Below are 13,140 nucleotides of genomic sequence, written 5' to 3' on the forward strand. Positions count from 1 at the left end.
AGAGAAAGGCCTTGGGACGCGTGGCGCGCCGCCGGCGCGCCACGAAACGAGCGAACGCGGAGCGCAGCGATGCGTGAGCAGCGTGCTCGACCGAACGGGAGAGCACGTTAGAGCGAGCGGCGACCAGCGGGAGCCGCGAGCCGCGTCACCGAATGGAACGAGCGAGTCAGTCGTCGTTGCCGACGCGGATGACTTGGAACAGGGATTCGAGGGGGACGTCGCCGACGTCGGCGATGCCCTGTTTGTCCACGAGGACGCCGCAGGCGACGGGGGTGCCGTCGGCTTCGCGGATGGCGTCGACGGTCTCGGAGATGGTGGTGCCGGAGGTGATGGTGTCGTCGACGACGAAGCACTCGCGGTCCTCGACGCTGGCGAAGTTCCGGCTGAAGCTCCCGCCGAGGTTCTCGATGTCGCCTTCCTCCCACTGGTGTTTGCGCGGCGTGTACGTCGCGAGGTCGGTCTTCAGTTCGTTGGAGACGGCGGTCGCCAGCGGCACGCCGGCCTTCTCAACGCCGACGATGAGGTCGACGTCGTGGCTGTGCTCACGGAGCGCGTCCGCCAGCGCCACGCCGATGGCGTTGAGGCGCGCGCCGGCTTCGCCGATGTTGCTCCAGTCCACGTGGACGTCCTGGGGGCCGCCGGAGGGCTCGTCCTCGACGGGGGCGGCGGTGCCGCCCGCGCGCTCGACCAGCCAGCTCGCGGTCTCCCGGGAGACGTTCAGTTCGTCAGCGATTTCGCCGCGCGACAGCCCGCGGGCCGCCAGCTCCGAGGCGCTGTCGATGAGGTCGTCGACGTTCTTCATCTACTGTCGAATTGAACCGCCGTCTTGATGGTCGTTTCGTCGTCGACGAATGCTCGCTCGAACTCGTCGAGGCCGTAGACGCCGGTGACGAGGTCGTCGAACAGCCACTCCGGGAGCGACCGGAGGGTGTCGACGGCGTCCTCGAAGTGCTGGACGCCGGAGTTGACGCTCCCGACCAGCGCCTTGTTGTGGAGGACGAACTCGCGGTGGAGGCGGCCGCCGCCGACCTCGAAGTCCCAGTCCTCGGGGACGCCGAGGAGCGCGCCGACGCCGTTGGGCGCCAGCGCGTCGATGGTCTCGAAGGCGTGTTTCGGGTAGCCCGTGGCCTCGTAGACGAAGTCCATCGGCTCGTGTGCGGCGGGGACGTCGGGCACGGGCGTCTCCCGGGAGTCGACGTACGTCGCGCCGAGGTCCTCGATGAGGTCGATGGTGGGGTCGGGGCGGTCGCGGCGGCCCAGACAGTACGTGCGCTCGAAGCGGTCGTCGGCCTCCAGCATCGCGAGCGTGAGCAGGCCCAGCGAGCCGTTCCCGAGGACGAGCGCGCTCTCGGGCCGCCAGTCGAACGCCGACCGCGAGGCGAACGCGTGTTCGAAGCCCTTCTCGGAGATGCTGACGGGTTCGACGAGGAACCCACGCTCGGCGAGGTCCGCGGGAATCTCCACGAGGAACTCCGCGGGGCTGGTGAAGTACTCGGCCATGAAGCCGTGGGCGCCCTCGATGCCGCGCTCGTGGTACTTGCCGCCGGGCGCCATGTCGGGTTCGCCGCGCTCGAAGAACTCGTTGCCGCCGTTCGGCCGGCGGCGGACCGTCGGCACGACGACGTCGCCGGCGTCGAGGTCGGTGCCGTTGGGGTCTTCGACGACGCCGACGGCCTCGTGGCCGAGCACGAGGTGGTCGTCGCCGTCGGGGAAGCCGCCGTGGCCGCCCGCGATGACTTCGTGGTCGGTGCCGTCGACGCCGACGCGGAGCGTGCGCACGAGCGCCTCGCCCGGTTCGGGCTCGGGCCGCGGCAGGTCGACGACGCGCGGCGTCGGGTCGTCGCGGGTGACGGCGATTGCGTCCATGCACACCGCTCACACCCACACCGACTAAATATTTATTATACACTGAGTAAGTCGTGGGGTTCTCGACTCCCACCCACAGCTAAAGTGGTGCCGTCCCTCGACCCGGTATGGAACGGTACGACCGACTGTACGCACTCTACGACGAGTTCGACGCGGAGACGCTGCGCGCGTACCAGGACCTCGTGGACCTGTTCCCGCCCGTGGACTCCCGGGTCGCGCTGGAGTACTGGGAGTCCGCCAGCGACGAGCTCGCCGCGCGCAAGGACGAGGTGCGCGCGGCCTTCGAGGACGGCGACACGTACGCTGACCTCGTGGCGCGCGCGTCCCGCGAGCAGGCGTTCGCGGCGCTGGACCTCCACGCGAAGTACGACCGCGGCGTCAACGTGCTCGTCCTCGACGTCGACGAGACGCTGCGCTCGGCGGGCCACACGGACAACGAGATTCCCCGCGAGACCCTGCACCTCCTGACGGAGTTCCACGAGGCCGGCGTCCCCATCGTCATCTGTACGGGACAGACTTTAGAGAACGTCAAGGGGTTCCTGATTCAGGGACTCGGCAACGAACTCGTCCACTCGGGGAACGTCTCCATCGTCTACGAGGCCGGGACGGGCGTGTTCACGCCCGGGCACGGCCCCGACACGAAGCAACTGCTCTACGAGGGGCTGGACGAGGACGTGCGGACGGTGTTCGACGACGTGCGCGCTCGCGTGCTGTCGGAGGCTCCGGAGGGCATCCGGCAGGGCTGTCACCTCCAGGGCAACGAGTTCAACGTGACGCTGAAGCCGAACTTCGAGACGGGCAGCGAGCGCGCCCGCGGCCTCATCGACGACGCGCTCCGGTACGAACTCGAACTGCTGGCGGACTGCGTGGCGGACGCGACCGCCGACCACGTGCGCGCGTTCTACGCCGAGCAGGACCCCGAAATCGCGGACGTGCTCGCCGACGCCGGCCAGCGACCCGACGACGTCACCGTCCCCGAGGACGTGCGCGCGGTGCTGGAGCGCATCGACGTGGCGTACTACGAGGCCGACGCCGCCGAAATCGCGTCCCGCGAGCTGAACAAGGTCGTGGGCGTGCAGGGCGCCTTCGACGTGCTCGGCGTCGACGACCCGTTCGCGCTCGTGATGGGCGACTCCAAGAGCGACCTGCGCGTGATGGAGTGGGTCGCCGAGGAGGACGCCGGCATCGCGGCGGCGCCCGACCACGCCTCCAAGCGCGTCCTGGAGCACGTCTGGGAGACCGACGACCTCGTCTTCGACGAGGGCGCCGCCGACGAGGTCCTCAGAACCGCGTGGGCGCTGAATCGGCTGGCAGAACAGTAGCTAGTTGGCGAGCGTGAAGCGGACGGTGTCGCCCTCACGGAGGCGACTGCCGGCGGTGAGCGGCTCGCCGTCGGCGGAGTCCCGGACGACGACCGTGTCGGTGCGGAGTCGCGACCCTTCGAGGACGCCCGCGCGGACCTGCGGCCCGAGTTCGTCCGCGAGCGCGTCCACCACGTCAGCGACGGTGGCGTCGCGGGCGACGCCGACGCGCGCGCTGTGGGTGCCCGTGCGAGCGGCGAGCGTGCCGGTGAGCTTCACCTCGACGTCCATGCTAACGGGTACCGACCCCGCCGGCAAAAAGTTTACTCACCTGTGGAAAAGTCGTCGCGCGAACCGCGTCGCTTATGCTGGCGGCGGGCGACCCGCCGCACGTGCCAGACCACGCACCAGTCCCCGGCGCGGACGACCCCCTCGACCTCCACGGGGTCGTGCCGCCGACGGTGACAGCGTTCCACGACGACGAGACGGTCGACTTCGAGCGCACCGCCGAGCACGCCCGGTTCGTCGTCGACCGCGGCGTCGACGGCGTCTTCCCGCTCGGGACGAACGGCGAGTTCCCCCTGCTGACCGGCGGCGAGCGACAGCGCGTCGTCGAAGCCGTCGTCGACGAGGTCGGCGGCGACGTCCCGGTCATCGCCGGCGTCGGCGCGCCCAGCACCAGACAGACCGTCGCCCACGCCGAACACGCCGAGGAGGCGGGCGTGGACGGCGTCGTCGTCGTCACGCCGTACTACTACCCGCTCGACGACGAGGCCACCGTCGCGCACTACGAGCGCGTCTGCGCGGCCGTCGACGTCCCGGTGTACGTCTACCACATCCCCTCGAAGACCGGGAACTCCCTCTCGCTGGACGTGCTGGAGGACCTCTCGGCCATCGACAACCTCGCGGGCATCAAGGACTCCTCGAAGGACGTGCCGTGGCTCGGGCAGGCCATCGACGCCCACCCCGAGCTGACGTTCCTCGCGGGGTCGGACTCCCTGCTCGTGCCCGGCCTCGACTTGGGCTGCACGGGGATGGTGTCGGCGGTCGCGAACGCGTTCCCGGAGCTCGTCGTGGACCTCTACGAGGCCTACGACGAGGGTGACGTCGAGCACGCGCGCAACCTCCAGAGCACCGTCTACGACGTTCGCACGGCGCTCAAGCAGGGGCCGTACATGGCCGGCGTGAAGACCGCGCTCCAGCTTCGGGGGTTCGACGCCGGCCCGCTGCGCTCGCCGCTGCGCACGATGGACGACGACCAGCGCGAGGCCCTCGAAGCCCGGCTGGAGGAACTCGGGCTCCTCGAAACCATAGATTTACACCGAAACGAGTGAACGTTCACCCATGGGAATAGATTACAGCGACCTCCACGACCCGAACGCGGAGTACACGATGCGCGAGCTCTCCGCGGAGACGATGGGCGCCGACCGCGAGCGGCCCGCGCCCCGAGACCTCGAAATCACGGACGTCCAGACGACGATGGTCGACGGGAACTTCCCGTGGACGCTCGTCCGCGTCTACACGGACGCGGGCGTCGTCGGCACCGGCGAAGCCTACTGGGGCGCCGGCGTCCCCGAGCTCATCGAGCGGATGAAGCCGTTCGTCATCGGCGAGAACCCGCTGGACATCGACCGGCTCTTCGAGCACCTCGTCCAGAAGATGAGCGGCGAGGGCTCCGTCGAGGGCGTCACCGTCACCGCGATTTCGGGCATCGAAATCGCGCTCCACGACCTCGCCGGGAAAGTGCTCGACGTCCCCGCCTACCAGCTGCTCGGCGGGAAGTACCGCGACGACGTGCGCGTCTACTGTGACTGCCACACCGAGGCCGAGGCCGACCCCGAGGCGTGCGCCGACGAGGCCGAGCGCGTCGTCGAGGAACTGGGCTACGACGCCCTGAAGTTCGACCTCGACGTCCCCTCCGGCCACGAGAAGGACCGCGCGAACCGCCACCTCCGCCCGGGCGAGATTCGCCACAAGGCCGAAATCGTCGAGCGGGTCACCGAGCGCGTGAAAGACCGCGCGGACGTCGCCTTCGACTGCCACTGGACGTTCTCCGGCGGTTCCGCAAAGCGCCTCGCCAGCGAACTCGAAGAGTACGACGTCTGGTGGCTCGAAGACCCCGTGCCTCCGGAGAACCTCGAAGTCCAGGAGGAGGTCACGAAGTCCACGACGACGCCCATCGCGGTCGGCGAGAACCGCTACCGCGTCACCGAGGAACGCCGCCTCATCGAGAATCAGGCCGTGGACATCGTCGCGCCCGACCTCCCGAAGGTCGGCGGGATGCGCGAGACCCAGAAGATTGCGGACGTCGCGAACCAGTACTACGTCCCGGTCGCGATGCACAACGTCTCCTCCCCCGTCGCGACGATGGCGAGCGCGCACGTCGGCGCCGCCATCCCGAACAGCCTCGCCGTCGAGTACCACTCCTACGAACTCGACTGGTGGAGCGACCTCGTCGAGGAGGACGTCATCGAGGACGGCTCCATCACCGTCCCCGAGAAGCCCGGCCTCGGCCTCACCCTCGACATGGACGCCGTCGAGGAGCACATGGTCGACGGCGAGACGCTGTTCGACGAAGCGTAGCGTCGTCGAGCACGCCGAGCTTTGCTCGGCGGCGTTCGAACCCGCGTACCGCCGGCTCTCGTTCTATCGCGTCACTCCGAAATCGTCACCGGTTCGAGACCGCGTTCGGCCAGCTCCGCTTCGATGCCGTCGATTCGCGGAGCGATTGCGTCGGGGTCGTGGCTGTCGGTGCCGACGGTGACCTCGACGCCGCGGTCGGCGAGCGTGTCGAGGAACGCGGGCGCGGGATGGAACTCGCCGTAGTCTCCGAGCAGGCGGCCGGCGTTGATTTCGGGGACGGTGCGCGAGCCCGCGAACGCGTCGGCGACGCGCTCGTAGTGGTCGTCGGTGGCGAGCCCGCGGAGGTGGCGGTTGCGCTCGACGAGGTCGGGGTGGGCGGCGATTTCGAACAGCTCGGCGTCGGCGAGCGCGACGAGCTTCTCGAAGTAGCGGTCGACCAGCTCGCGGCGGGTCGCCGCCGAGAGGTCGGCGAAGTGCGACTCGAAGTGGACGTTCACGCCGTCGAGGTCGTGGACGCTCCCGACGGCGTAGTCGAAGTCGGCGTCGTCGAGGAACGCCGCGACCTCGGCCTCGTGGTCGGGGTGGTAGTCCATCTCGACGGCGTCGAACACCTCCACGGCCGCGTCCTCGCGGGCGTCGGCGATGGCTTCGCGGCGGCGCTCGTACGTGATGTCGAGGTTGAACCCGAGCGCGCGGCGGTGGCGGCGGGCGTCGTCTGCGGGGAAGACGTTGCAGTGGTCCGCGATGCCGACGCCGTCCAGACCGGCGGCTTCGGCGGCGTCTATCATCCGTCGGAGGAAGTCCCCGTCCGAGTAGTTCGAGTGGACGTGGTAGTCGTACACACCTCTCGTTGTGTCCGCGCGTGACACGTAAGTTGCGGACGCGTGCGACTACTCCACAGGGTTCGGTCGTCCCGGCGAGTCCCGCCTCGTAGTCACTCCTCGACGGTTCGGTCGCGCACGACGAGCACGGGCGCGACCGCGCCCTCCGCGACGCGCTCGGTCTCGTCGCCGAACAGCGCCGCGAACAGCGACTCGCCGCCCGCGCCCATGACGATGACGTCGAACTCGCCGGAGCGCTCGACGATGCTGCGGATGGGGTACTCCGAGGCGGTGACTTCGGTGGTCACCTGGTCGGCGGGGAGCCCGCGGTCGGCGAGCGTCTCCCGGACGTACGCGACGGCCTCGTCGGCGTCGAAGTCGCCGCTCGGCTCCGCGATGCCCCAGAGCGTGACGGTGCCTTCGGTGCCGACGAGCAGGGTGGCGACGAGGTCCGCGAGCCGGTCGGCGTCGACGGTGCCCCGAATCGGGACGACGACGTCGTGGATCTCGCCGACGGGGTTCGGGAGGAGGACGGCGGTCGCGCCGACGTCTTCGGCGACGCGCTCGACGGTCTGGTCGCGGTCGTGCGTGAACGCGACCCGGGTCTGGACGTCGCGGCCAGCGGCGCGGAACGTCTCCGCGAGGTCCTCGACGGCCTCCTGCGCGCGGTCCTCGAACTGCATGCTCGCCTGCTCGGTCGGCGTCTGCTCGGGGAGGACGTGATAGCCCAGCACGACGACGTTCGCGGGCGCGAGGAACGCCGCCAGCGACTCCGAGATGGACTCGCCCTCAAGCACTTCCACGGGCACGAGCACGCGCGGCGGCTCGCGGACGTGCAGCGATTCGTCGTCGGTCGTGAGCGTGGGTTCGTCGTCCGTCATCAGAGGACCCCCTTGAGTCGCACGTCGCTGGCGTAGTACTTGTACCACCCGGCGGCCGCGGCCATGATGGCGAGCCCGATTACCTGGGAGGCGCGCTGCATGAACCCGATGAGGCCGAAGCTCGCGACCGCGCCGACGCCCGCGACCAGCCAGTAGGCGGGCACGCGGAAGTCCGGATCGTACCACTCGGGTTCGTCCCGCCGCATCGAAATCAGCGCGACGCACATCAGCCCGTACATCACGAGGTGGAGGAACGACGCCACCTCCGCGAGTACCTCGACCTCGCCGAGCGCCACGAGCACAAGCACGGGGCCGCCGGCCATCGCGAGCGCGACGTGCGGCGTCCCGTACTTGAGGTTGAGACGGCTCGCGTACTGCGGGACGAGCGCGTCCTTGCTGATTGCGAACACCGCCCGCGAGGTGGAGAGAATCGACGCGTTCGCGCTGGAGACCGTCGCCAGGAGGCCGGCGACGAGGATGGCGAGCGCGCCCGCGTCGCCGAAGTACGCCCGCGCGACCTCGACGATGGCGGTCTCGCCGAACCGCGACAGCGGCCCGCTACCGAACGCGCTCGTCGCCACGAAAATCGTCGAGACGTAGAGGACGCCGACGATGACCACGGAGCCGACCATCGCCAGCGGGAGGTTCCGGCCGGGGTTCTTGATGTCGCCGGCGACGGTCGCGACCTGCGCGAACCCCAGGTAGGAGGTGAACACGAGCGCCGCGGTCGTGAACATCGGCATCGGGCCGAACGGCATGAACGTCTCGGGCGTGCTCGCGGTCCCGAACACGCCGAGGGCGTCGAGGCCGCCGTACCCGAGGAAGAGCACGAGAATCGTCAACAGCAGGCCGACGACGTAGTTCTGGAGCTTCGCGGCGTTCTCCGTCCCGAAGAGGTTCAGCGCCGTGAGCGCCACGCCGAACACCAGCGCCAGCGGCACGACCACGGGGATGTTCCCGACGGGGACGCCGGCCTCCAGCAGCAGCGCGGCGGCGTAGTTCCCGAAGCCGACGAGGTAGAACGCGGTCGCGAACACCAGCCCGAGCCAGATGCTGATGCCGACGACCGCGCCGGGGAGCGCGCCCAGCGCCCGCGAGATGAAGTAGTAGCCGCCGCCGGATTTCGGCATCGCGGTCGCCAGCTCGGAGGCCGGCAGCGCGACGAGCAACGCGATGACCGCGCCGATGGCGAACGACCCCGCGGCCGCGGGGCCGGCGTTGCCCGCGGCCAGCCCCGGGAACACGAAGATGCCCGCGCCGATCATCGTCCCGACGCCGATGGCGACGCCGCCCTTCAGGCCGATGGAGCGCTCCAGTTCCGTGCCCTCCTCGGTGACGGTCGTCTCGCCGTCCGCCGCGGTCGGCGGCGCCACCGCCTCCGGCGTCTCGCCCATCGCGTTCGTCCCGCTCTCGTCGGCCGTTCCCATACCGGATTCCCGACACGAACCCGGAATAAGCTATCGGCCACTCCCGTGGTTCTCGTTAGTCGCCGAGACTCGCCGACGTAATTTCGAGGTGCCCGCGGTCGCCGTTCCAGACGGTGTCGTACTCCAACTCGATTGGACGGGACATGTGCGGGCCGTCGGTGACGAACGTCTCGAACTCCCCGCCCTCGCCGAGCACGTGGACGCCGTACTCCTCGTTGAGGGCTTCGAGTTCGTCCAGCGCCTCGCGGTCGAGCGTGCGGCCGAGCCACGACTCGTCGAGGCCGTACGCCGCCACTTGGACGATGGTGATTTCGAAGCCGGCGGCGAGCATTTCGTCGGCGAGGTCGCGGGGGTCCCGTTGCCACAGCGGCGCGAACACCTCGCAGCCGAGCCGCTCGGCCATCGCCTCGATGCGGGAGGTCTGGTACTCGCTCTCGACGGCGCCCGCGGTGACGCCCGCGAGCCCGCCGTCGAGGTCGTCCGCGATGTCGGCGAGCGCGGCCTCCAGCGGTTCGAGTTCGGTGTCGCCCTGCTCGCCGGACTCGCTCGCGGCCGCCGCCTCGAAGTCCGCCGGCTCGATGTCCACGAGCGGGACGCCGATGCTCTCGGCGGCGAGGCTCGCGAGGCGGGTCGCGGGCACGTGGTACATGTACGAGTCGCCCTCGGGGTGGACGGTGACGAGCCGCGCGACGTCCAGGCCCTCTTCGAGCGCGCGGTAGAGCGCCCACGAGGAGTCCTTGCCGCCGGAGAACAGGCTCACCCACTGGCCGTCAGTCATACGCGTGCTTGCACCGCGGCGTTGAAATACTCCACTCTACGGCTCGACCGGCTCCTCGCCGTCCTCGACGTCGACCTCGACGCCGCTCAACCGCGTCGCCACGCGGAGGCCGACGACGCTGACGAGCACGCCCGCGACCACGAATGCCGCGAGGCGCTCCTCCGGCGAGAGCACGAACCCCTCGATGGCGACGGCGCCGAACTCCGTCGCCGGCACGACGACGGAGTCGAGTTCGCCCGCCAGCTCCATGAAGTACGCCGAGAACCCGCGGACGACGAGCCCGACCGCGAGCACGCCGAACGGGAGGTTGAGGAACGACGTGCGGACCTCCTCGCGCCGGATGAACTCGTCGAACAGCCGGCCGGCGCTGGCCGCCAGCCCGCCAAGCGTTATCCACGGCACGCTGTAGTAGGTGAACGCCATCGCGGTCAACAACAGCGGCGTCTCCGAGGGGAGGTCCGAGACGCCGAGCGCGCCCGCGAACACGCCGACGAGCGCGAGTCCGCCCGCGACGACGTACGTGACGATGGAGACGCGGCCGGAGTACAGCGCGTCCCGCGCCTGCGCGGGGACCTCCGCGAGGTAGTTCTCGATGCTCAGTCCCTTGTAGAGGACGAACAGGCCGATGACGGCGGTGATGGCCGCGACCGCGACCGCGAGGCTGCCCGTCACCATCAACAGCGCCGGGAACACCAGCAGGACGATGCCCAGCGGCACCAGCACGGTCTGTCGGAGCTCCTCGTCGGCGAGGAACTGCTTGAGGAGGTAGTACGTGGACTCGAGGTCGCGGGCCTGCCGGACGACCACGCGGTCGACGGCGTCCACCTGGAGGCGGCTCTCCACGATGGGGACGACGCGCTCGTCCTCGGCGCTGTCGATGACGACGACCGCCGAGTCCGGCTCGTAGCGCTCGATGAGGTCGTCCAGCTGCTCGGCGACCGAGCGGTCCGCGGAGACGCCGTCGCCGCTCCCGGAGACGGCGGCGACGACCGCGTCGTCCTCGCCGTCGCGGAGGTCGCGGGTGACCCGCAGCGCCTCTAGCAGGGTGTTCACCGCGGAGTCCTCGGGGTCGGCGATGCCCATCTCCACGACCAGCGACTGCACGGCCTCCCAGCCGGCGACCGGCGTCTGCAGCCCGGTCTGTCGGGGGATGTCCCCGGTCCGGTCCACGCAGACGACCAGCGTGCGCATCTGTCGTCCACAGCGTCACGCTGCCGTGATAAAAACCCCGCGCTCGGGTCACCGGAGTTCGACGTTCGTCCCGTCGCCGTCGCCGACTGCGTCGGCCAGCCCCGCGCCGAGCGCGTACGCCGCGCCGACGGCCGTCCGCCGCATCCGCACGAACATCCCGCGCGGCGGCTCGAACTCCCGGACCGCGACCTCGTGGCCGAGTTCGGCTTCGAGGTAGGCTTCGGCGGCGTCCCGCGTCCCGAGGTCGTCCACGAGGTCGCGCTCGTGGGCGTCCCGGCCGACGTAGACGCGGGCTTCCGTGTCCCGAATCTGCTCGCGGGAGAGGTCCCGCCCCTCGGCGACGCGCTCGACGAACGACTCGTAGAAGTCGTCGACGAGCCCCTGGAGGTAGCGGCGGTCGTCCTCGCGAATCTCCCGCAGGGGGTTGCCGGCGTCCTTGTACTCGCCGGCGACGAAGCGCTCGTAGTCGACGCCGAGGTCGTCCGCGAGCGCCGAGGCGTTCAGCGTCGACCCGCGCACGCCGATGCTGCCGACGAGGCTGTTCTCGCGGGCGACCACGTGGTCGCAGGCGCTGGCGATCCAGTAGCCGCCGCTCGCGCAGACGTCGGTGACGTACGCGACCGTCGGCCCGTCGAACTCCCGGACCGCGCGCCGGATGTCGTCGCTGGGCACGACCTCGCCGCCGGGCGTGTTCAGGCAAACGGCGAGCGCCTCCGTGTTGCTGTCCTCGTCCGCGCGCTCGATTTGCTCGACCACGGCGTCCGCGGGGACCTGTCGCGGGTCGGTCGGCAGCGACTCGCCGCCGTCCCGGGCTATCGGCCCCTCGACGCTGACTTCGGCGGTGTCGTACGCGCCGAACGCGGCTCCGGCGGCGTTGCCCGACAGCCGGAGGGACACCGCGCCGGTCAGGAGCGTCAACAGCACGCCGAGAATCGTGGGGCCGCCGGCCGGCACCCGCACGAACAACACCCAGCCGACGACGACGCCGACGACCACGCCGAGCGCCAGCACGGTCAGCCGGCCGACTCGCTTGGGGAGCGTGTCCATGGCTACGGTGTCGGCGGCCGGCCCCGTAATTCACGCGGCCGATTCGGCTTCGACTCCCGGGAGAGTGCCGCGGCTACGCGCCGGAAAATACGGAGAAATCAGCAGTAGACGGCTTAGAGGTGGCCGGACTTCTGGAGCTTGCGGAGGTCCTCGGTGTCGAGGGTCTCGCCCTCCTTGAACCGCTCGTAGATTTCCTCGGCTTCCTCGCGCGCTTCGGCCTGCTCGGCGGCGCGCTCGTCCTCGCGCTCCTCCTCTTCCTGCTTGTCCAGCTCGCGGAGGCGCTTCTGGACCTGCACGAAGGCTTCGTGGTGGGCGTCGGCGGCTTCCTGCGCTTCCACGAACTTCTCGTGCATCTCGTCGGCCTCGTCGCGGATGTCGTCGGCCTCGCGGTAGGCCTCGATCATCTCGTTGTGGTGCTCCTGAGCCTTGTCCGCGAGCTCCGTCACCTTCTCGTGGTGCTCGGAGGCTTCCGCGCGGACTTCCTCGGCCTCGTCGACGAGCTCTTCGAGGTCACCGGACGCGTCGAGTTTCTCCTTTCGGTCCTGGTACTCCTCGCGCTTCTGCTCGATTTTCTCGATGAGCTCGCGCTCGTCCTCGGTGGAGAGGACCTCGGTCTGCTGCTTGAACTCGAGCTGCTCGATTTCCTCCTTGAGCTCCTCGAGGTCCTTGCCCTCGTCGAGTTCGAGGTCCTGCTTGCGCTGCTCGACCTCGTCGAAGAGCTCGTTCGCCTCGGCGTTGAGCTCGTTGCGGACTTCCTTGTGTTCCTGGACGCGCTCGTTGAGCTCGTCGCGCTTCTCGCGGTGTTCCTGGGCCTCGTCGACCTTCTCGCGGGTCTTCGCGTTGAGTTCGTCGCGGTCGGAGGCGCGGGAACTGGCGAGCTGGTTCAGCTCGTTCCGGCGGTCGCGGAACTGGCCGGCGTTCTTGATGAGCTGACCCTTGGACTTCTCCTGAAGTTCCTCGTCAGTAATGAGTTCGTCTGCGCTCGATACTTCGATAGTTTGTTCTTCCTCAGCCATTGTTCAAACCTCGATGCCATACCCGCTGGGCGTTCGCGACAGCCGTCGCTCGGAGCGTGTTACTTCCCGGTCGGAAGGAGAACGTCCTGTCATTCTCTCGGGCTGTGCACGAACGCACGCAGCGTTCTGGTAACAGGTACTACTCCGCCACGCCACTTAAAATTTCCGACGGCGCGTCGCGTGCAAGCAGTTGTCAGACCCCGTTCATCGGGTGATAACGGCTCACACG

13 protein-coding genes are annotated in these 13,140 nt (G+C 69.5%); 3 read left to right on the forward strand and 10 right to left on the reverse strand.

Going from position 1 to position 13,140, the window contains the following annotated elements; all coding sequences use genetic code 11:
- Window positions 1-166 precede the first annotated feature (166 nt).
- Window positions 167-802 (reverse strand): transcriptional regulator GfcR, encoded by a 636-nt coding sequence (gene gfcR / locus ABSL23_RS07665; RefSeq protein ID WP_059055952.1) that lies wholly within the window; start codon window positions 800-802, stop codon window positions 167-169.
- Window positions 799-1,866 (reverse strand): glucose 1-dehydrogenase, encoded by a 1,068-nt coding sequence (locus ABSL23_RS07670; protein WP_353635263.1) that lies wholly within the window; start codon window positions 1,864-1,866, stop codon window positions 799-801. Before ABSL23_RS07670 ends, gfcR begins: the two co-directional genes overlap by 4 nt.
- A gap of 107 nt (window positions 1,867-1,973) precedes the next feature.
- Here ABSL23_RS07670 and ABSL23_RS07675 point away from each other — a divergent pair, with 107 nt between their 5' ends.
- Entirely contained in the window at window positions 1,974-3,188 is a 1,215-nt protein-coding gene (locus tag ABSL23_RS07675; protein WP_353635264.1) for an HAD hydrolase family protein, read from the forward strand.
- On the opposite strand, the gene ABSL23_RS07680 is transcribed toward ABSL23_RS07675, so the two are convergent.
- The gene (locus ABSL23_RS07680) at window positions 3,189-3,458 is read right to left on the reverse strand and encodes a MoaD/ThiS family protein (protein WP_059055957.1); all 270 of its coding nucleotides are present in this window, start codon (window positions 3,456-3,458) and stop codon (window positions 3,189-3,191) included.
- A 101-nt stretch (window positions 3,459-3,559) separates the two neighbouring features.
- Between ABSL23_RS07680 and ABSL23_RS07685 the strand changes: the two genes are divergently transcribed.
- Both ABSL23_RS07685 and ABSL23_RS07690 read left to right on the forward strand, forming a co-directional pair.
- A complete protein-coding gene (locus tag ABSL23_RS07685) occupies window positions 3,560-4,501 on the forward strand; it encodes a dihydrodipicolinate synthase family protein (RefSeq protein ID WP_353635265.1) in 942 nt (313 codons plus the stop codon).
- Window positions 4,502-4,511: 10 nt separating this feature from the next.
- On the forward strand, window positions 4,512-5,750 hold the full coding sequence (locus ABSL23_RS07690; protein ID WP_059055959.1) for a mandelate racemase/muconate lactonizing enzyme family protein: 1,239 nt from the start codon (window positions 4,512-4,514) through the stop codon (window positions 5,748-5,750).
- Between the two features lie 71 nt (window positions 5,751-5,821).
- Here the strand turns inward: ABSL23_RS07690 and ABSL23_RS07695 are convergent, their stop codons facing one another.
- The 7 genes from ABSL23_RS07695 to ABSL23_RS07725 form a co-directional block, all read right to left on the reverse strand.
- A complete protein-coding gene (locus ABSL23_RS07695) occupies window positions 5,822-6,592 on the reverse strand; it encodes a PHP domain-containing protein (protein WP_353635266.1) in 771 nt (256 codons plus the stop codon).
- Window positions 6,593-6,684: 92 nt separating this feature from the next.
- The gene (locus ABSL23_RS07700; RefSeq protein WP_353635267.1) at window positions 6,685-7,452 is read right to left on the reverse strand and encodes a universal stress protein; all 768 of its coding nucleotides are present in this window, start codon (window positions 7,450-7,452) and stop codon (window positions 6,685-6,687) included.
- Window positions 7,452-8,846, reverse strand: a complete 1,395-nt coding sequence (locus ABSL23_RS07705; RefSeq protein ID WP_353635364.1) for an amino acid permease — start codon at window positions 8,844-8,846, stop codon at window positions 7,452-7,454. The genes ABSL23_RS07700 and ABSL23_RS07705 overlap by 1 nt, the downstream gene beginning before the upstream one ends.
- Window positions 8,847-8,934: 88 nt before the next feature.
- Entirely contained in the window at window positions 8,935-9,657 is a 723-nt protein-coding gene (locus ABSL23_RS07710) for a diphthine--ammonia ligase (protein WP_353635268.1), read from the reverse strand.
- 36 nt (window positions 9,658-9,693) lie between these two features.
- Window positions 9,694-10,848, reverse strand: coding sequence for a DUF373 family protein (locus ABSL23_RS07715; protein WP_353635269.1), 1,155 nt, complete (start codon window positions 10,846-10,848; stop codon window positions 9,694-9,696).
- Window positions 10,849-10,896: 48 nt separating this feature from the next.
- The gene (sppA, locus tag ABSL23_RS07720) at window positions 10,897-11,895 is read right to left on the reverse strand and encodes a signal peptide peptidase SppA (RefSeq protein WP_353635270.1); all 999 of its coding nucleotides are present in this window, start codon (window positions 11,893-11,895) and stop codon (window positions 10,897-10,899) included.
- A gap of 113 nt (window positions 11,896-12,008) precedes the next feature.
- Window positions 12,009-12,911, reverse strand: a complete 903-nt coding sequence (locus ABSL23_RS07725; RefSeq protein ID WP_059055972.1) for a coiled-coil protein — start codon at window positions 12,909-12,911, stop codon at window positions 12,009-12,011.
- Window positions 12,912-13,140: the final 229 nt, after the last annotated feature.

It is taken from the genome of Halobacterium sp. NMX12-1, assembly GCF_040435975.1.
Taxonomy (GTDB): Archaea; Halobacteriota; Halobacteria; order Halobacteriales; family Halobacteriaceae; genus Halobacterium; species Halobacterium hubeiense.

Coding starts and splice junctions, on each gene's coding strand:
- gfcR (WP_059055952.1), bottom strand. CDS start 802: ATGAAGAACGTCGACGACCTCATCGACAGCGCCTCGGAGCTGGCGGCC.
- ABSL23_RS07690 (WP_059055959.1), top strand. CDS start 4,512: ATGGGAATAGATTACAGCGACCTCCACGACCCGAACGCGGAGTACACG.
- ABSL23_RS07675 (WP_353635264.1), top strand. CDS start 1,974: ATGGAACGGTACGACCGACTGTACGCACTCTACGACGAGTTCGACGCG.
- ABSL23_RS07700 (WP_353635267.1), bottom strand. CDS start 7,452: ATGACGGACGACGAACCCACGCTCACGACCGACGACGAATCGCTGCAC.
- ABSL23_RS07670 (WP_353635263.1), bottom strand. CDS start 1,866: ATGGACGCAATCGCCGTCACCCGCGACGACCCGACGCCGCGCGTCGTC.
- ABSL23_RS07710 (WP_353635268.1), bottom strand. CDS start 9,657: ATGACTGACGGCCAGTGGGTGAGCCTGTTCTCCGGCGGCAAGGACTCC.
- ABSL23_RS07705 (WP_353635364.1), bottom strand. CDS start 8,846: ATGGGCGAGACGCCGGAGGCGGTGGCGCCGCCGACCGCGGCGGACGGC.
- ABSL23_RS07680 (WP_059055957.1), bottom strand. CDS start 3,458: ATGGACGTCGAGGTGAAGCTCACCGGCACGCTCGCCGCTCGCACGGGC.
- ABSL23_RS07725 (WP_059055972.1), bottom strand. CDS start 12,911: ATGGCTGAGGAAGAACAAACTATCGAAGTATCGAGCGCAGACGAACTC.
- sppA (WP_353635270.1), bottom strand. CDS start 11,895: ATGGACACGCTCCCCAAGCGAGTCGGCCGGCTGACCGTGCTGGCGCTC.
- ABSL23_RS07715 (WP_353635269.1), bottom strand. CDS start 10,848: ATGCGCACGCTGGTCGTCTGCGTGGACCGGACCGGGGACATCCCCCGA.